Origin of the sequence: Paenibacillus sp. BK720, assembly GCF_011761545.1 — a bacterium.
Taxonomy (GTDB): Bacteria; Bacillota; Bacilli; order Paenibacillales; family Paenibacillaceae; genus Pristimantibacillus.
Window position 1 is genome coordinate 91,487 of sequence record NZ_JAASRQ010000008.1, and the last position, 18,947, is coordinate 110,433.

At 52.5% G+C, this 18,947-nt stretch carries 19 protein-coding genes; all 19 read right to left on the bottom strand.

The window, feature by feature from the left end; translation table 11 throughout:
- Positions 1-254: 254 nt before the first annotated feature.
- The 19 genes from FHT67_RS26980 to FHT67_RS27065 all read right to left on the bottom strand — a co-directional run bounded on the left by FHT67_RS26980 (position 255) and on the right by FHT67_RS27065 (position 18,938).
- Positions 255-911, bottom strand: coding sequence for a response regulator (locus FHT67_RS26980; RefSeq protein ID WP_127495713.1), 657 nt, complete (start codon positions 909-911; stop codon positions 255-257).
- Positions 889-3,282: an ATP-binding protein gene (locus tag FHT67_RS26985; protein WP_167201934.1), complete on the bottom strand. Its 2,394-nt coding sequence runs from the start codon at positions 3,280-3,282 to the stop codon at positions 889-891. Before FHT67_RS26985 ends, FHT67_RS26980 begins: the two co-directional genes overlap by 23 nt.
- 46 nt (positions 3,283-3,328) lie before the next feature.
- On the bottom strand, positions 3,329-3,502 hold the full coding sequence (comX, locus tag FHT67_RS26990; RefSeq protein ID WP_015842656.1) for a competence pheromone ComX: 174 nt from the start codon (positions 3,500-3,502) through the stop codon (positions 3,329-3,331).
- Positions 3,503-3,629: 127 nt separating this feature from the next.
- Positions 3,630-4,550: a polyprenyl synthetase family protein gene (locus FHT67_RS26995; protein ID WP_167201935.1), complete on the bottom strand. Its 921-nt coding sequence runs from the start codon at positions 4,548-4,550 to the stop codon at positions 3,630-3,632.
- 30 nt (positions 4,551-4,580) lie between these two features.
- Complete coding sequence (locus FHT67_RS27000) at positions 4,581-4,799, bottom strand: hypothetical protein (RefSeq protein ID WP_167201936.1); 219 nt, start codon at positions 4,797-4,799, stop codon at positions 4,581-4,583.
- 46 nt (positions 4,800-4,845) lie between these two features.
- A complete protein-coding gene (locus FHT67_RS27005; protein WP_167201937.1) occupies positions 4,846-5,574 on the bottom strand; it encodes an ATP-binding cassette domain-containing protein in 729 nt (242 codons plus the stop codon).
- The gene (locus FHT67_RS29805; RefSeq protein ID WP_208403616.1) at positions 5,571-5,861 is read right to left on the bottom strand and encodes a hypothetical protein; all 291 of its coding nucleotides are present in this window, start codon (positions 5,859-5,861) and stop codon (positions 5,571-5,573) included. Before FHT67_RS29805 ends, FHT67_RS27005 begins: the two co-directional genes overlap by 4 nt.
- A 182-nt stretch (positions 5,862-6,043) precedes the next feature.
- Positions 6,044-7,585, bottom strand: a complete 1,542-nt coding sequence (locus FHT67_RS27010) for a 2-isopropylmalate synthase (RefSeq protein WP_167201938.1) — start codon at positions 7,583-7,585, stop codon at positions 6,044-6,046.
- Between the two features lie 871 nt (positions 7,586-8,456).
- The gene (gene tsaD, locus FHT67_RS27015; protein WP_132312288.1) at positions 8,457-9,503 is read right to left on the bottom strand and encodes a tRNA (adenosine(37)-N6)-threonylcarbamoyltransferase complex transferase subunit TsaD; all 1,047 of its coding nucleotides are present in this window, start codon (positions 9,501-9,503) and stop codon (positions 8,457-8,459) included.
- A complete protein-coding gene (rimI, locus tag FHT67_RS27020) occupies positions 9,497-9,982 on the bottom strand; it encodes a ribosomal protein S18-alanine N-acetyltransferase (RefSeq protein WP_132312293.1) in 486 nt (161 codons plus the stop codon). The genes tsaD and rimI overlap by 7 nt, the downstream gene beginning before the upstream one ends.
- Entirely contained in the window at positions 9,982-10,803 is an 822-nt protein-coding gene (gene tsaB, locus FHT67_RS27025; protein WP_167201939.1) for a tRNA (adenosine(37)-N6)-threonylcarbamoyltransferase complex dimerization subunit type 1 TsaB, read from the bottom strand. Before tsaB ends, rimI begins: the two co-directional genes overlap by 1 nt.
- Positions 10,796-11,293, bottom strand: coding sequence for a tRNA (adenosine(37)-N6)-threonylcarbamoyltransferase complex ATPase subunit type 1 TsaE (tsaE, locus tag FHT67_RS27030; protein WP_132312410.1), 498 nt, complete (start codon positions 11,291-11,293; stop codon positions 10,796-10,798). The genes tsaB and tsaE overlap by 8 nt, the downstream gene beginning before the upstream one ends.
- A gap of 16 nt (positions 11,294-11,309) precedes the next feature.
- On the bottom strand, positions 11,310-12,359 hold the full coding sequence (thiL, locus tag FHT67_RS27035) for a thiamine-phosphate kinase (protein ID WP_167201940.1): 1,050 nt from the start codon (positions 12,357-12,359) through the stop codon (positions 11,310-11,312).
- A 24-nt stretch (positions 12,360-12,383) separates the two neighbouring features.
- The gene (locus FHT67_RS27040; protein WP_167201941.1) at positions 12,384-13,256 is read right to left on the bottom strand and encodes a YitT family protein; all 873 of its coding nucleotides are present in this window, start codon (positions 13,254-13,256) and stop codon (positions 12,384-12,386) included.
- 347 nt (positions 13,257-13,603) lie between these two features.
- On the bottom strand, positions 13,604-13,963 hold the full coding sequence (locus FHT67_RS27045; protein WP_167201942.1) for a hypothetical protein: 360 nt from the start codon (positions 13,961-13,963) through the stop codon (positions 13,604-13,606).
- A gap of 88 nt (positions 13,964-14,051) precedes the next feature.
- On the bottom strand, positions 14,052-15,137 hold the full coding sequence (locus FHT67_RS27050; protein WP_132312304.1) for an HD-GYP domain-containing protein: 1,086 nt from the start codon (positions 15,135-15,137) through the stop codon (positions 14,052-14,054).
- A gap of 154 nt (positions 15,138-15,291) precedes the next feature.
- A complete protein-coding gene (locus FHT67_RS27055; RefSeq protein ID WP_243711808.1) occupies positions 15,292-16,971 on the bottom strand; it encodes a histidine kinase N-terminal 7TM domain-containing diguanylate cyclase in 1,680 nt (559 codons plus the stop codon).
- Between the two features lie 100 nt (positions 16,972-17,071).
- Positions 17,072-18,259 (bottom strand): class I SAM-dependent methyltransferase, encoded by a 1,188-nt coding sequence (locus FHT67_RS27060; RefSeq protein ID WP_167201943.1) that lies wholly within the window; start codon positions 18,257-18,259, stop codon positions 17,072-17,074.
- A 31-nt stretch (positions 18,260-18,290) separates the two neighbouring features.
- Complete coding sequence (locus FHT67_RS27065) at positions 18,291-18,938, bottom strand: DUF6483 family protein (RefSeq protein WP_167201944.1); 648 nt, start codon at positions 18,936-18,938, stop codon at positions 18,291-18,293.
- Between the last annotated feature and the right edge of the window lie 9 nt (positions 18,939-18,947).

An 18,947-nucleotide genomic window follows, 5' to 3' on the forward strand; every position in this document is an offset into this window, starting at 1 on the left:
TCCACCCCACGCTCGTCCGTATGCTGCAAACCTATAGATACCATTATACTTTGTTTTATTAGAATTGGGTTTTGCCAAAAAAAGATGCTTACGCCATATAGGCGTAAGCATTGAGAGGGAAACCAAAAGTTAGGGTGGTCTTACATAGACAAATCATTGGGGATACGATTCTGCGGCTTCCGCGGCAGCTATCCCATATAAGAAGACTTTCACGTTCACCGGCGGTGAACGCAAGAAGCCGGGGTAAGCGTCAATTAGGTTAAAAATTGCTCCATCCGAATAAGTCCAAGCCGCTTGGCTTCTACAATCGCTTCCGATCTTGAACGCACGCTCAGCTTTTCGAATATGCGGGTTAAGTTGTACTCTACCGTCCGCTGGCTCATATGAAGCTTGGCAGCGATATCCTTATTGCTGCTGCCGTTAGCAACTTCCTGCAAAATATCCTGGTCCCGTTCGTTAATCGAGACCTCTTCGATCGCTTTTTCCGCGCGGGTAATCTTCACTTCATTACGACGCAGCTGCTTCAGCAGGGTTATCGGAATAACCGCTTCCCCACGCATCGCGCAGCGGATGTTGTTATGAAGCTGCTCCCGGGACACCGTCTTGGAAATAAACCCGGAAACTCCGCATTCAATCAACAGGTTGTAATGGGTGCTGATCTCGTAGCCGGTATAGATAAGAACCCGGCGGTCGGGATCTTGCTGAATAAGCCGTTTCGTAAGCTCTAGACCGCTGATTCCCGGCATATTCAAATCGCACAATATAATATCAAAGGGGTCATGATTAACGGCATCGAGCGCTTCCATTGCGGATAGCACGACGGTTACCTTCATCTCAGGATCCTGTTCGATCATGGTTTTGGTTCCTTCGCCAACGGAAGGATGATCATCAACTAATAAGATACGAATCACGCAATAATCCCCTTTCCGAACGACCGGTCGTCATTGTCTCCGGCAAGTTGATTACAACCTCCAGCCCGCTGCCGCGCTTCGACCGGAACGTAATCTCTCCTTCAAGGCTCGCTACCCGCTCTTTAATGCCGGACAGCCCCATATGCTCAAAGGAGGCTTTCATATAGTCAACATCCATTCCGATGCCGTCATCCTTGTAGCGGAAGTAGATTCTTCCTTTCCGCTGCTCAAGCTCCAGGGTAACCCGGTTCGCCTGCGCATGCTTGGCAGCGTTCCTGAGCAATTCCTGCACGATCCGGTAAATGGCTGTAATTTGTTCTTCGTTAAGCGGATGGGCGAACGGCTTCGGCCTGAAATCAACCGCGAAATTATCGCGCATCTGCGAGTGCTCGACTATGGATTCAACGGCTTCGATAACGCCCATCTCTTTCAGGAGCGGCGGCCGCAGTTCATTGCAGGTCTCCCGGATCTGGTGAATGACATCCAGCAGTCCTTCCTTGATCTCGTTCAGCTCATCGCTAAGATTGTCCGAAATGGGGTAATCATTCATTAGCCCCTCGAGCTTGCGGTACCAGATCAACTGATCCTGCAGCGCGGAATCGTGAAGATCGGCCGCCAGCTTTCTTCGTTCATTCTCCGACAGACAGAACAACAACCGCAGAACCCAAGGCGCGGTAGTCTGCTCCTTGCGCACTTCCGATTCCAGGTCCTCAATCAGACCTTCGATCAGGTACAGATTCTCGAAGACTATGCTGGAATAATTCGCGAGCGTCTTTAACCAGCGCAGCTCGTCCGAGTTGAACCGGGTATGGTTCGTCTTCGAGCCGATCCAAACGACATGGTATTTGGATCGCTGGCGTCCGATGACAAGACCGATGCCATGCGGCAGCTCTACCATTTCGCCAACTTGCAGCGATTCCGCAACCTGAAGCAGGAACAAGGACGTGCCTTTCTCCTCGTCGGATTCGCCCAGCTTGTGCACGGAACCGTCGGCCTGATCGACAAGAACGAAATCGATCCGGTTAACCGGAAGCAGGTCGCTGATCTCTTGCTTCAGCACGGCCTCCAAATCCGCTCTTTTCATCACGGTTGCAACCTTGCGCGAGAATCGGTCCAAGCTGTCCTGATAGCTGTACATGGCTTTGAACAGCTTCGGACGGAACTTATGATCGATCTGCTCCTTCACATACAAGAAGAGAGTCATCACCACGTAAGAGGACAGGAAAATTTGAATGTAACCGATCCAGGATACGTCTGCCTTTCCTTTCAGCACTCCGATAATCGCAAGAGTCAGCAAGAGAGCCGGCAGGGCGGACAGAAGCGTGTAATATTTAAACCTTGTCAGGATGAAGTCGATGTCAAAGAGCTGATTGGATGTTAGCAGATAGAAATAAACGATCGGCAGCACAAACAAAAACAACGAAGTAAAGGCAGCCGGTAAAATCTGTCCTCCGCCGATAAAGAGCGGCAGCAGGTTCATCGCCGTAAACGGTGTAAACGCAACGATATGCGAAACCAGCGTAATCTTGAAAAGCGAATTGAACTTCGTCTTGCGGTACTGCAGAAACTTTCGGACAAGCTGATAGATGCAGATGAAATTCCCGATAATCAAGGTGCCGTAATACAACATCCGTACGTACACAAACGCGCCGTTCGACAGCAGATCCGTCCAGACATACAGCAGCATGCCGAGTTCGACTGCGCCAAACGTGCTCAGCATTCCGATTAATCCCGCTTTGCTGATGAAGACCACGTTATACCGCTTCATGTACTGATTCATAAACTGCAGGAAAATGATCGGCACTGACGGGAGCACTAAATAGATAATCGAGAATCCGACTGGATCGCTCCGATAGGAGGCCGCCGAAGAGTAGTAGCAGAGCCCGATCGTGGCAAAAAACAGCATAAGCATCAATGCTGCGCTGTCATTTTTCCTTTTCGAATACAGAAAAGAAGAAAACCCTGCGAACAGGATGAGCGAAATAAGCGGTATGTACAGCTGAATGAACAGTTCCCAACTGGAATGATCCCCGTACCAGCCCCGGTTAAACTCTATTAACTGTTGATCCTTATTACTGTGCTCGACCAGCACGGAATTTGATTTTTCAATGGAAAAAAATTTCTTTACGTTACTATATTGACCTGCCGGCGCGCCGTTCACGGAGAGGATTTTATCGCCAACCAAGATGCCTTTGCTAATCGCTTGTCCGGCAGGCTCGAGAGCTTTCACGAAATAATCTCCCTTTGAACCTTGCACTAGCTCGACGCCTATAAAAGGCTCCTTGATGATCGTAAGGGTCAAATAGAGCAAAATGACGAGAAATGTAATCAGGAAGAGAGGTGCTGAAATTCTTAGAGTTGGTTTAAACATCGTCTAATCTCCTCCTGCACTCGCATGAAGTCGTTTTATGACTATATTAGCCCCAAACCGCCAGCGTGTAATTGCCTTTTTTCTCGTCTTGATTCTTCAGCGCATCTTGGAGTGCTTTGTGCTCGGCTGCGGATACGCCAGCGAGTTGCAGCTGTCCACCCATCACCATCGACATTTTCTCTTTGCTTGCAGCAAGCGAACGAATAGCATCTTTCAACATTTAAAATTCCTCCTCTGCTATAGTAGAATCAGATTCTGATTCTACTATAGCAGGAAATCTTTCGACAGCAAACGCCAACATGCCCCGTATTTCCCGCAATCCTCATTGCGGTCTATGAAGAAAGGCTCTAGCCGGAGAAAATCTCTAGGAGCTTGTCCTTAGCCGAAGCAGCCTCCGGCACCTGGTCGAGCAGTTCCTGGAACCGATTAAAATGCATCCTCATGCGCACCGAGCCGTATAATGCCGCTCCCGTCCGGTCGCATGCTTCTTCCAGCATTTGCTGCCTGTCCGCGACATCTTCCGACTGCAGCCTGCCTTCGAAATAGTCCAAAATCCACCGGTCTTCCTCCGGTAATTCCTCCAAAAGGAACAAAGTAAGAAGGGTCTTTTTGCGCAAAATAAAATCGTTCTTGTCATCCCAGCGGAGCAGGTCTTTAATATCATTTTTAATTTGGGCCGCCATTCCTACCTCTTCGGCATATTCCGCTACGACCGGATGCCATTCCCGGCCCGCAAGCATGACTCCGGCCATGCAGGCGAATACGATAAGCGCCGCGGATTTAAGCTGAACCATGGCGAGATAGGATTCCTCGTCTATCACCGCGTTCATCAAATCCAGCATCTGCCCGTTTGCCGCCTTCAGCAATTGGCCGTTCATCATCCGGACCACCCGGAGCAGCAAGCCCTGATCGAACTCCAGCTCCAGCAGCGCCTGCTGCGAAAGCACCATGAAGGAGGCAGCCGTCTGCATCGCGGCCGCCGGCGGTACCCGGGACCAAGCCTGATGAGGGGCGTCCCCGTCCTGCAAATCATCCAGAATATCGGATGCCAGAATAAACAATTCAACGGCCGCGGCCGCTTGAAGGATCTGCCCGGACTCTCCTCCGAACATCCGGTAATGAAGCACGGTCAAAAGGCCGAATCTCATCGATTCGGCCTGCTTTTCCCGTATAAAAGCACGGGCGTATCCGCGAAGCGGCTCCGTAGTGAAATACTTATCGGAAACCCGCAGCATTTCCCGCCCGATCATAGGCACTAGTTCTTCCATCCTCTGACCTCCGTCATGGTAGTGTCATCCTTATCTTATACGATGGAAGAATATGCCGCCAACTATTTGCATCAGCTTGTCGTTATTTCGCCCCTTCCGCTTTTGAGATTGTGGTTTGGTTTTGGATTGTTGGACGATCTCCTCCCCATTTAATTTATCGAGCAGCACGGCAATCATCTCCATGCGCTTCTCTATCACCTGGCTTCGATGAACGGACGGACTTTCGTTGGTGTCGTTTCTGGGATTCATATGTACAAAAGTCCTCCTTCAAACTAGGCCGGATCGCTAAGCAAGGTTACATCTCCGCGTAAGCGAAATGAACGTATACGCCCTCCATAGAAAAACAGCCCTCTGGAATTTGGGAGATGAGCTGCTGCGGAGAATCGCATCTGACGATATCCCCTTTGCGCAGCACCGCAATGCGATCGCAATTTCTCTGCATTTCCCCCATGTCGTGGGATGCCATAACGATCGTTTTGCCCCGGCTCTTCAGCTTCATAAGCAGAGCCCAGTAATCCGCCCTCGCCTGCTTATCGAGCCCGGTTGTCGGCTCATCCAAGAATATAATTTCAGGATCGTTCACCAGCGCGAAAGCAAGCGCGATGCGTTGCTGCCAACCGCCGGACAGCCGTTTCACCGGCTTGTTCACGTACGGCTCCAGCTCCAGATCCGCAATAATCCGATCGATATCGTTTTGTTTGATGTAAAACGACTGGAACAGTTCCAGCGCTTCACGGACCGTTAGATTGTCAACGAGCGAGTTGCTGTACATATGCATGCCGATATATTCCTTCAGCTGCTTGGCTTCCATAATGGCATCCATGCCAAGTACTTCTATCGTTCCCTGATCAGGCCTGCGAAGTCCCATAAGCATCTCCAGCAGGGTTGTCTTGCCTGCCCCGCTTGTCCCGATAATGCCGAACAACTCGCCTCTGTTTACTTCAAAAGAGACTTCGTTTAACGCGTTGTACGGACCATAGCATTTGCATATCGAGCTTACTTGAATGACCGTCTCTAAGTTCACTGCAGCTCTCCTCCATTCAGGCCGGAATACCTACTCGCCGGAACGTGATCTAGTAATTTAACCTTACCTGAATCTGAAAGTGTTTTCACCGAAAACCGTGCTGCAGTTTCACGCAATTTTTTTGCGGAGTGGTTTGCGGGGCGCAACCGCAAAAAAAGCCCCGAAAGCACAAAAGTCGTGCTTTCGGGGTAAATGTCCACCTTTTCCACAGGTTTATCCACAATAATAGGTGAATTGTTAGTTAATTCTGTCGATAACAAAGCGTGATTTGTAAAGGTTAATGTCACTAATTACTTACAAAAGCTTCCTTGACCAAATCTTTATCCACGTTATGCACATTATCCACAGGCAGGCTGTGCAAAAACTATCCACGACTTGCACGCATTTTTATACACAGGGAAAAGGCTGACATTATCCGTTTTTTTTCGCTTATGCACAACGTCTGCGGTTTTGTGGATAACTATTCCAGTTAACCGACATTTTCTTCAATGGCCTGTTTTCTGCTTGTCATAACCGCCTGGTTGCAAGCCGCGACGTACGCTTGTGCAGCCGCGTAAATGATATCCTTATGGATCGAAGTCCCGCGGAAGCGCTCGCCTTCGATAATAATGCTCACTACCGCTTCGCCATGGGCATCCTCGCCCGTCGACAACGAATGCAGCTCCAAATCCTCGAATTGAGCGGCTACGGGAATCGCTTGCTGGATACAGTGGATAACGGCCTCCAATGGTCCTTCACCCATTCCGGAGTAGGAACGTTCTCTTCCATCCTCGCCGTCCCGGATAGTAACCGAAGCGATGCGGGACTTCTGGCTGCCGGCCAATACCTGCAGATCAATCAGCTTGTATGGATCCGGCTGTGTCTCGGTCGCTTCGCCTGCGATGCGGATCAGCTCGTCATCGGTGACGATCTTTTTCTCGTCGGCCACTTGTTTGAATTTGATATACACGTCGTTCAATTCGTTGTCCGCCACCGCAATGCCGTATTCCGACAAACGGTGCTTGATGGCATGGCGTCCGGAATGGCGGCCCAGAATAATCATGCTGCGGGAAATCCCCATTGCTTCCGGATCCATGATTTCATAGGTGCTGCGGTCCTTCAGCAGGCCGTCCTGGTGAATGCCGGATTCATGCTGGAAGGCGTTGCGGCCAACAATCGGTTTGTTGTAGGCGATCGGATAATGCATCGCGCGGCTGACCATGTGCGAGGTTGTGTAAATCTCCCCTTGCTCGATATTGGTCTCGATCTGCAGAGCCGATTTGCGCGTCTCGATCAGCATCGCCAGCTCCTCCAGCGAGCAGTTGCCCGCCCGTTCGCCAACCCCGTTTACGGTAACCTCGACTTGCGTTGCCCCCGCTTGCACAGCCGCCAGGCTGTTCGCGACCGCCATGCCGAGATCGTTATGGTTATGCGTGCTGTAGCGAACCTTGTCTCCGCCCCGTGCCTGACGGCGTACCGACGTGAACAGATCGACCATTTCGTTAGGCAGGGCATAGCCCAAGGTGTCCGGCAGATTAATGATGGTTGCCCCGGATTCAATTGCCGCTTCTACCAGCTCGATGACAAAATCACGGTCCGAACGGGTGGAGTCCATTGCGGCAAACTGAATCTCGTCAACGAATTGCTTCGCATAAGAAATCATATCCTTCGCAATCTGAATGACTTCCGACCGCGTCTTGCGGATCTGGTGGCTCAGATGAATATCCGAGGAAGAGATGAACAGATGCAGGCGCCGCTTGGCCGCATCCTGCGTCGCTTTGACGGCGGCATCGATGTCGACCTTCACCGCGCGCGCAAAGCCGCAGATTTCAACGTTTTGCAGCTCGCGGGAGATTTGCTGGATAGCCGCGAATTCGCCTGGGCTCGAGATCGCAAAGCCCGGCTCGATGATATCGACGCCCAGCTTCGCCAGCTGGCGGGCGATAATGATTTTGCGTTCAGGCTCAATCGATGCTCCGGGCGATTGCTCGCCATCGCGTAAAGTTGTATCGAAGATTTGAATTTTTTTCATGAGAAAACCCTCCGTTATGTTTTTTGGGATGCAAAAAAGCCTGCCGTCTCTGTGTAAGAGACGACAGGCTGCCGTGGTACCACTCTCATTGGCCGGAACCTTCGTGAAGCAGCCAGCCATGCCGGCTAAGCCTTAAGCTTCATGCGGTTCCGACCCGCTTGAACACCCGATGACGGAGGTTTACCGTAACGATGTACTCGCCATAGCTTAACTGCAGTTTTAAGCAGCCGGCCGGCCTCCATCATTCCGCTCCCAGGCGAGTTCAAGCTTAAGCTTCGACTGCGTCGCACCACCCCGCAGCTCTCTGCAGCAACGATTTTTCCGTTCAGGCTCCGCCTGACTGTTCAATCGCGCCGTGTACCCGCTCAATTGCTTTACTAATCCTGTTCCCAGCGTTTTGTATATGAATTTGCGTATGTTCATTGGTCTTCCGCGAATGCGTGAATCTTGCCAAACCTAGTTCAAAAAACACCAAAAAGCCTGTCGCCTCTTGAAATCAAGAGACGACAGGCTATCCTAAACCTGCGCGGTACCACCCTTGTTGACATCAACCGCCGCAAAGTTAAACGGCTTCGAATGTCCACCTTAGGCGCATTGCCAACTCCGGATGTTGACGAATGCGCACCCTGTTACGGGGGTTATCCGTAGCAACGTACTTGCGGGCTATCCATGGCCAACCTCGCTATCCGTTGCTCCGCTCCCAGGCGAGTTTCTGGCATCCTTCGACTGCGTTGCACCTTCCCGCAGCTCTCTAAACCCGGATTAGCCTTACTACTCCTGTTCTCAGCGTTTGCACAGTATGATGTTTGAACTATTGGTACCCATTATATTCCCCAAGAAATATTCTGTCAATTCAAATAAAAAATATTTGCTAAGAGACGGACGGCTTGGCCCAGCCCTCCAGCGAGAAATTAGGCTCCGCCTTCATCTCCAGCGAAGTGAATTCGCCCTTCTGCCATTTCAAAAAGGCCGCGGCGCCAATCATGGCCGCATTGTCCGTGCACAGCTTGTGCGGCGGGACCAGAAGCGGCACGCCTTCTTTGTCGCAGCGCGATGCAAGCGCCTCGCGCAAGCCTTTATTCGCCGCTACGCCGCCGCATAAGAGAAGCTGCTTGGCGCCAAAGGCGCGGACGGCGCGAAGCGCTTTTTCGACGAGCACCTCGATGACCGACTCCTGGAATCCGCGGGCGAGAGCACCGGCATCCAGCGTTTCGCCCTTCATATTCGTCTGATTGATAACGGCAAGGACGGCAGACTTCAACCCGCTGAAGCTGAAATCGTAAGAATCAGGCTCCAGCCATGCGCGCGGCAGCTCAATGACAGCCTCCGCCTCCGAAGCAAGCCGGTCGATATGAGGCCCTCCGGGATACGGGAACTTCAAAGCTCTTGCTACTTTGTCGTAAGCCTCCCCGACCGCATCGTCGCGGGTACGCCCAATCATGCGGAAGCTGCCTTCGCTTTCGAGCAGCACAAGCTCCGTATGCCCGCCGGAAACGACAAGCGCCATGCACGGGTATTCCAGTTCGTGAACAAGCTGATTGGCATAAATATGACCCGCGATGTGATGCGTCCCAATAAAAGGCACATCCAGCGCCATCGCGAGGCTTTTGGCAGCAACGATTCCAACCAGCAAAGCCCCTACAAGCCCCGGACCCTGCGTGACGGCTACCGCTGAAATATCCTGCAGCGTAAGACCGGACTCCTCTATTGCCTGCTCAATCATAAGCGTAATGACTTCGACGTGCTTGCGCGATGCGATCTCCGGGACGACACCGCCGAATTGTTTATGAATCTCGATCTGGCTCGAGATGACATTGGATAATATATGTTTACCGCCGCGTACGACGGCGACCGAGGTTTCGTCACAGCTTGTTTCGATCGCCAGAATTACGGCATCCTGATTCGATGTATTCACCATTCTTGCTCCTCTGCCGCAGGCTGATAGAAGTTCAGGTCCGCCCACATGATTAACGCGTCCTCGTTATTGTCGGAATAATAAGCCGGACGGATGCCGGAAGGCTTGAAGCCCAGCTTCCGGTATAAGCCTTGCGCAACCTCGTTGGAGACGCGAACCTCCAGCGTCATTTTGTTCGCGCCGAAAAAAGCCGCCGTCCGTTGCAGCTCGGTTAACAGCCGTTCGCCAAGCCCTTGGCCTCTATGATCCGCGCGTACGGCAATGTTCGTGACATGAGCCTCGTCTACAATGACCCACATCCCGCCGTAGCCAATAATTTGGCCGTCATGCTCCATCACCATGTAACGCGCAAACATGTTGCTCGTCAGCTCGTTTTTGAACGCTTCCGGCGTCCACGGCGTCGCAAACGCCTCATGCTCAATCGCAACGATAAACGGAATATCCGCTATCGTCATGGAACGAAAAACAAGATCGGAAGGCATCAGGACTTCGCCTCCCCCTGCTGCTTGGCGCGAAGATTTACTTCCGCCTCTGCCAGCTGGGTATAGTTAGGCGTCAATCCGTGCGTGTCCGCGATCTCGCCTCTAAGCAGACGCTCGCGGCCAAGCCAGGCTACCGCGCGGCCTTCCAGCTCATAGGGCAGCAGATGCACTTCCGCTACGGACTCATTGTCCCCGCATATTGCCTGAAGCCTTTCCGCTTGTTCACGGTGCTGCGCCAGATCGCCGACAACCCAAATGCGTTTTAAATGTCCACGCTCCCGTGCCGCGTCTCCCGCAATCCGGTCCACCCAGTCCTGCATGAGTCTTACGCCGTCTGTCGCAAAGCAACTCCACTCGCCGCCTGCCGACATCGCATAGCCGCCCGTATAGACTTGTCCGCGCCGGGCATCCATAATCGGGAGAACCCAGTCCTCGCCTTCGCCGGCCCGGGAATAGGGATCCGCGCCAAGCTCGACGCCAGCTGCATGATGCCAGCCACCGTAGGCGATCGCCTCAAGACTGGAGACGCCGACCAGAGGCTTGCCCCACACCCAGGCAAGCGTCTTTGCTGCCGCCACCGCAATCCGCATTCCCGTATAGGACCCCGGACCGCTGCCAACCGCAATGGCGCCCACGTCCTTGGACGTTACGCCGCATTGCTCCATCAGCTGCTTGATATGGGTAATGACGTGCACGGAATGGTTTCTTTCCGCCATCGACTGCATGTCCCCGAGAATACGGCCTTTATCCAAGATCGCTGCCGCAAAAGCAGCGGTAGAAGTATCAAACGCTAACACCGGTCCTACATTACGTTCAGTCATCGTTATTCCCTGCTCCCATCTCATTCAACAAAACCTCGCACCAAGCGGCATAAGGTTCGCCGATTCCGGAGATCCGGAACCGGCGCTCCTCGCCGCCTTCATGCGCAATATACATTTCCAGGCGTTCCGGCGGCAGCAGCTCTTCAATCAGGCTTGCCCATTCCACAATCGTAACCCCTTCGCCGAAGAAATAATCGTCCAGCCCCAGCTCGTCGGCTTCTTCCAGGGACAGGCGGTACACGTCCATATGATAAAAGGGCATGGAGGCCCCCTCGTATTCTTTGATAATCGTAAAGGTCGGACTGTTTACAATATCCGTCACGCCAATGGCTTTCGCGAATTTTTGCGAAAAGGTTGTCTTGCCGGCTCCAAGATCTCCGTCTAGTGCAAGCACGGTGCCCGGCTTGACTAGCCCGGCAATCCGCAGCGCAAGCAAGGCCGTTTCCCGCTCGCTGCGGACGTTAAGGACTACTTGTCCTTCAATGGTCATCTTCTTCACCTGCTTATTACTCAAAATGATTATAACCCCGTTTAGCCAAGGGCTGCCGCAGCTCGCCTCTGTCCGTCATACGGATTAATTCGACCGTCGGCGTTCCTGCCGACGTTTCCCCAATGATATAAAAGGGCAGCCCTTCCGCGTGGAAAGCCGCCTGCATGGCTGCCGCGTCGCCGTGCTCCATCGTCCCGAGCAGCACATAATCCTCGCCGCCGTACAGCATCCACTCTAGAGGATCGATGCCAGCCGCACCCGCATAAGCGGCCATGCTGCCGCTGCGAGGCAGCTGCCGGTCGAATAAAGAGACGGCGAGCCCCGACGCTTCAGCGATCTCCCAGGCCTCGCTGGCAAGACCGTCGCTAACGTCGTTAAGCGAATGGCAGGTTCCCCGCGCAAGCAGAAGGCGTCCCGCCCGTACCGAAGGCGACGGGCGGCGGTGCGCCTGCACAAGCTGCGCGGCCGCGCGTTCCCCCGCCAGCGCATCGGCGCCGCGTTCCCGCTGCGCGAGCAGTGAATGCAGCCCGGCCGCCGACTTGCCGACGGGGCCGGTCAATACAACCGCGTCGCCGGGCTTCGCCCCGGACCGGCGCAGCGCCTTGCCCGCTTCGACGGCACCTGTCACCGTCACCGCGACAACAAGATGCTGCGGCGACGAGGTGGTATCGCCGCCAATCACCGCTACGCCGTATTGCTCGGCGCAGGCGTACAGTCCATCATAGAGCCGGCGCATGGGCTCCGGCCCCAGCTGCCTCGGCACGCTTACCGAAACAAGCGCCTGCAGCGGCACGCCGCCCATGGCGGCTATGTCGCTCACGTTGGCCGCGAGCGCCTTATAGCCGATATCCTCGTAGGTCATCGTCACTTCGTTGAAATGCACCGTCTCTACCATCGTATCCATCGCCATGATGAATTCATACGGCGAAGCTACTCCGGCAATCGGAGCGGCAGGGTCAACAAGCGCCGCATCGTCGCCTATGCCAAGCCGGACCCCGCGTTCCCGCTGCCAGCTTTCGCTTTGCCGCCCCGAAGTCCAATGGCGGATGCTTGCAAATTCGTCCACTGCCTTTTTCTCCTAACTATGCTATTAGTGAATATCCCGCTTTTTGAATCTGCCGCCCTTTACATCGTGAATGTTGCCAACCGCAAGAAAAGCCGAAGGATCCAGCTCTTGCACGATGGATTTCATCTTCGCTTCCTCCAGACGGGTTATGACGCAGAAGATAATCCGTTTCTGCCCGCCGGAAAAACCGCCTTCCCCGTGCAGATACGTCACGCCGCGCCCAAGCCGGTCCATGATAGCCAAGCCAATTTCTTTGGCCTCATCGCTGATGATCCAGACCGATTTCGATTCTTCGAAGCCCTCCATCGTAATATCAATCATCTTGTAGGCAATGTAGTAGGCGACGAGCGAATACATCGCACGGTCCCAGCCGAACACAAAGCCCGCGCTTCCGAGAATAAACAAATTGAAAAACATCACAATCTCGCCAACCGAGAAAGGCAGACGCTTGTTAAACAAAATGGCGATAATCTCCGTACCGTCCAAAGATCCGCCGAACCGGATAACGATACCGACACCAATGCCCAGAATCACGCCGCCAAATATGGAAGCCAGAAAATACTCTTCCGTCAATGGCGGAACGGGATGAAGCAGGAAGGTGCCAAGCGACATCACGCTTACCCCGTACAGGGTCGACATCGCGAAGGTTTTGCCGATCTGCTTGTAGCCAAGCACCAGAAACGGCAGGTTAAGAAGGAAAAGGAATATACCCAGGGGCAGTCCCGTCAGATGGGATACGATAATCGATATCCCGACGATTCCGCCGTCAATGATGTGATTGGGGACCAAAAAAATCTCCAATCCTACTGAAACCAGGGCCGCTCCCAGCGTAATAAATAATATCCTGCGAAGCAGTTCCAGCTTAGGCAGCTTTAAGTGCTGTGCATGTCCCGTCATATGTAGCTTGTTCCTCCCCCCGAACTCGCTAATTACGATTATTTTACCTTAATAAAGAAGATATTCAAAGACCAGGCTGCGCAGAATATAGCAATCCGCCGCGAAACTTGTCCCATAGGATGTCAGGTTAATGAGCAAACTACGCATTTGAACGTTCTTCCGATCGCCATTGCTCGGGGATTCCTTTGAATGAATATGTTAAAAGTAGGAATCCCCTCTCGAAAGCGACCGCTAACGCTTCTCCAGAATCATTCAAAATGCTCCGTTTGTCATTAACCTAGTAAAAATAAAAAAAGTGGCTGTGCACGTTAGAATTAGCACAGTCACTTTGAATCTAGTTTTTTAAATCAGCCAATAACGGCAAACGTCTCTACGCCGGATGGAATCGTTCTTGTCCGGAACAACGCTCCGTCGGCGCTCCGGAAGATTCGAAGCGTAAACGTTGCTGTCGTAAGTGTCGTAATATTATTGAAGCGAACTACGCCGAAACGGTCGAAATTCGCCGTGGAAACAATCGTGTTCCCTCTTGATAATCTAGCAAAAAAACCGGTTGTGTTAAACGGGATGCCTTCCTCGTTTACCCAAACGATCGTCAATCTGCTAAAAATCGGCCCTGATTGCTGCGGTGCTAATTGGGCAGCTCTTTTAATCGCCTTGCCTTTGCCTTTGGAAGGACTTTTCAAAGTCGGTCTTATTCTGGCAGCCATATGGTCACCCTCCCTCCTAATTCGTTATTAGGATATTCAGAGAGTGATAGCTTGGTATGGATAGAGTCCTATGCCCGTCCGTCCAAAGTTACAATTCCTTGACGATTGTCAGATGCAGCTCGTCCTTCAATTCCAGGTCGTACGGCGAAGCCGGTTCCCGGCCGTCCGCTTCCCGGATAATCCGAACCCTTGGCCGATGCAGGGCTAGTTCGCTGTTAAGGGATACTACCCCAACCTGGCCGGAACTCAGCAAAACGGTGGTCGAAACCGGATATATCGAAATATGCTTGCAGAACAGTTTAATTAAATCGAAATCGAAGTAGGTATTGCCTGCGGCAAACAGAAACTCGATCGCCTCGGATGGCGTATACCGCTTGCGGTGCGGCCTCGGAGAGGTAAGCGCGTCGTAGACATCGGCAATCCCTACAATCTGCGCGTACATATGAATCTCGTCCCGCTTCAGCCTCCGCGGATAACCGGAGCCGTCATAGCGTTCATGATGCTGAAGCGCGCAATGCGCCGATACGACGGAAATATCGTGATATTTGCGCAAAATATCGAAACCTTCCTTCGTATGGCTCTCCATAATAACCCGCTCTTCGGCCGTCAAAGGCCCTACCTTCTCAATCAGCTTCTGCGGGATCTTGGTCATTCCGATATCGAACAGAAGGGCGCCGATGCCAAGCTCCTCCAGCTGGTTGCGGTTATAACCCTTGGCAATGCCCATCACTCCGGCAAGCATCGCCACGTTTACCGAATGATGAAACAAATAAGCGTCAGCGACATGAATATTCGTCAAGTTCACCATCATGTTTGGTCTTGACGTCAAATCCGTCATAATCTGCCCAAACACATTGCGAAAGGTCCGTCCCAGATCCGGAGCGATAGCCCGGCCCTTCATAACCACCGACTGGTCCTTAAAGGTATTCATCGTTTTGTAGATCGCTTCTACCGCCTGCCGGCGAGTCTCGTCCCGGAGCGTATCCTCGGGAATGAGATCCTCTGTCATGCCGTCTTCAATGTAAACAATATCAACGCCTAAATTTTGAAGCCGATTTATATAACGATCATTTAGCTCTACACCCTCACCAAGCAGAACCCGTCCATTATCTTGAAATATCGGTTTTGCAAGCTTGTCCCCAGGTTTGACCGATCCAATTTGCACTTTTCTCATCGCCCATACCTCTTTCGATCCATACTCAATCAACAGTACGAAGCTATTTTATCAGATATATGTTGGGCTGACTATCATGGAAGGATATCTATCATTTATTCATAAAAAAACTCGGCATACCAGGTTAGTTTCCCTTAGTTTGCCGAGTCTGTCATCAAGCCAGCTTACGCTTGACGATACGGTTGCGACCGCTGTATTTCGCTTCGTATAATGCTGCGTCAGCCTGGGCAAGCAATTCTCTCAGGAAAGCCTTCGGATCGTCCAAAGCCCGCTCGTCGAACTGCTCTACCGAAACCACGCCCATGCTGATCGTTACTCGAACCGATTGACTGCCAAGGCCGGTTCTTACGACATTGTGCTCTACCGTTTCCTTAACCATGTCGGCAATAATATCCGCTTGGTCCCGGGTCGTATGAGGCAGATAGACCGTAAATTCCTCACCGCCGTACCTGGCGAGAATATCGGCGGAACGCAGCGTGTTTTTCACGGCTTCGACCGTCGAACAGATTACTTCGTCTCCTACGAGATGGCCATATTGATCGTTAATCGCCTTGAACAAATCGATATCGAAGAGGAAGATCGAAAAAGGAATGCCGTACTGCACATTTACCGCAAGCTCATGCTCCAGCTGCTGCAGCAAATACCTCCTGTTATAGCAGCCGGTTAATCCGTCCGTGATCGCCATATGCTCCAGCTTCTTGTTGGCCTGGAACAGCTCGTCCTGCATGACCAGCAGCTCGCGGTTCCGGTCCTGAAGCAGCTCGTTCTGCGTATTTGTCTCATCCACCAGAAGGCGCAGCTCCGTTACGTCGTGGAAGGTCAGAAGCCGCCCGAGCAGCTCCTTCTTCTTCTGGCTCAGGATGGGCGCGGACTGCACGACGATATAACGGTAATGGCCGTTATTATGCAGCGAAATCTCCAGCTCCTGCCGTTCCGTCGGCCGAAGCTTCTGCTCCTCCAGGAACTGGTTGAACTGCTTGCGGATCGGCTTCGGAAGACGAACCGCAAGCGCCTCGGGAGAAAACCGCTCGCCGATCTTCAGCTTTAAGATCGGCTTCATCGCCTTGTTAAACTCAAGCACGCCCCCGCTCTCATCCAAGACGATAATGCCTGTCGAGATCGTGTTCATCACGTCGCGCTGTACGATTTGAATGATGTCGAAAACCCGGTGTCTCGTAATCGCGTGCACGAGATACACCGCGGACAAGGTAATCCCTACCGAGAAGATCGAGAAGTAGGAGGAAAAATAGTTAATAAGGAGAATATTGACCAGGAAATCGCCTAATCCAAACAGGACAAGCACGAATACCCCGTTCATGGCCGTACGGACAAGCATTTGCTGCCGGACGGACACGCCTCGGCGGATCGTATAGCCCATGACGATCAGGGAAACGAGAATATACGAGAACAGCTGAACGATCATATACCAGTATAACGGTCCGCTTTGAAGCTGCTTGTCCGCCAACTGTTCGTTAATAGAGAGAAACAGCTGGTCCGGATTTACGACGACTAACCCAACGGAGATCAGCGCGGGGATTGACAGCATGATAAGCCTTCGCGTGCGTATCAATTGGGCTTGTCCCGTCATAAAGACTACAAAGATAAACCAACCTACGCCTACCAAGGACAAGCCGGCGTAAGAAGCCAAAAGATAAAAAAGCCTGTATGGAGAACCAGGCATCGTTTGAGCAATAAATTGAGTAAGCGGCCAAACCATCAACACCAGATGCAGCGCGAAATAAATTTTGTGCAGCACGGTAATGGTACCAACAGCAAACACGTAGAAAAACAAACCGAGCAGTACGAGGAACATGCTAAAATCCAGCCACATCATCGATTCCAATACGGTTCACCCATCCATTGTCTATCCATCTATTACCATTGTAGCAAATGTTATTTCAGTCGACAATTCTTTCCATAGGTCTTCCTGCGTATTATTTTTTCGAACGGGTAGGCCAAAGGTCCGCAAGCATATGTTCCAAAGAAGGGGAAATATGCAGGAAGCTGCGGAATTGCTCGTACTGCTCCCACTTTTCCGCCGACCCTTTCTGTCCGCTGCGGACAGCGCGAATCAACAGGTTTTTAGGCGTATGCTCCGGATCGACAAACTCCAGCATCTGTACTTTGTAGCCAAGCACCTCCAGCAAGGTGCCCCTCGCTGCGTCCGTGGCAAGAGCGGAGAAGCGCTCCTTCAGAAGCCCCTGCGACAAAATCGGCGACAACACGTCGCTCTCAACCTGCCTGAACAACTCATGCTGGCAGCAAGGCACGGACATGATGACCGAAGCCCCCCATTTGACGGCTTTGGCAAGCGCGGCATCCGTTGCCGTATCGCAGGCATGCAGGGTTACGACCATGTCGGCCTCGTTTAACTCTTCGTAATCCGCGATGTCCCCCACCAGGAACTTCAGCTTGTCGTAACGGAGCTTGTCCGCCAGCTCTTGGCAAAAAGCGATCACGTCCGCCTTCAAGTCCAGGCCGATAATCGAAATCTCCCGCTTCTGCTCAACAGCCAGCAGGTGGTACAAGGCAAAGGTCAAATACGATTTGCCGCAGCCGAAATCAACAATCGTAAGCGGCTTGTCCGCCGGAAGGCTGGGCAGCACATCCGTCACCATCTCCAGGAAACGGTTGATCTGTCTGTACTTGTCCTGTTTCTTTGCGTGCACGGCTCCGTCCTTCGACATAATGCCCAGCTCCACCAGAAAAGGCGCGGCGGTTCCTTCCGCCAATATCCGGTTTTTCTGGCGGTTATGCTGCAGCTCTGACGAAGCCTTTGCGGTTGCGGTCGGGGGCTTGCTAAGAATCGTTGCCTTTCCCTTCTTGCTGAATAGCAGCTGTAGATCCTCCGTTGGCGTCTTGAACAGCGCCTGCTTGTAATCGCCCTCGAGCAGCTCGACAATTCTTGCGCCGGCCAGCTCAGGCTTTACGTTATCATGGGTCACTTTATTGCTGTAATGGTATTCGAATTGCAGATGAAGCCCGTTCTTCAGTTGAACCGGCCGCACCACTGTTTTGGGGGCAGCCGCTCCATCCTTGCGGCGCAGCTGGCTTAACGTTCCCTGCAGCAGTTCTCCTTCATCAACGATTCCTTGTATTAACTGCTGCCAATCCTGTGTCATATCGAAAAGTCACTCCCATAGATCTTTGCTTTTATTTATTCGATGCTAACGATTCAAGTCCGTATTGGACCTCCTCGCGCGGCAGCCCGCCGGCTTCCAGCTTCTCGTCATCGTAATACAACAAGCGGCGGTAGAAGGCTTCGACCTCTTCGCCAGTGACCGCTCCATCCTCCATAAGCTCGTAAAGGACATTTTCCGCTCCTGCGAATTGGCCTTCGCCTTCCAGCCATTCCGCTTGCAGCTGTTTGGTATGGTTAGGCAGCTCGTAAGCTTTGAACTGCTCCAGCAGCTGCCCGGCCTCCTTCGAAGGGTTCGCAAGCGTAGGCTCGGCGTCAACGAGCGACAGCCTCATAAAGAGCTGCAGCGCCTTCAAGCCGGACGCAAAGCTGGCATCTTCGTTGCCAAGCTCGGCATGCAGCTCCGACTCCTGCTTCAGGGTTACGGCGATCGCCTGTATTTTGTCCGTCTCCATAACGCCGTTTGTCGTGAGCACCGCCATCAAATCCTTATCGGACAACGAACGGATCAGCTTGCCGCTAAGCCCAAACCGTTTATCCAGCAGCTCGTCGATAACGAGAAGGGCCTCCTGATGCTTAAGCTCCCGCTTCAGCTGCAGAATTTGCCCGACGGCTTCCGTCATCTGTTCGATCATGTTCATTAAGTAGTCGCGACGAAACAACCCGATCCC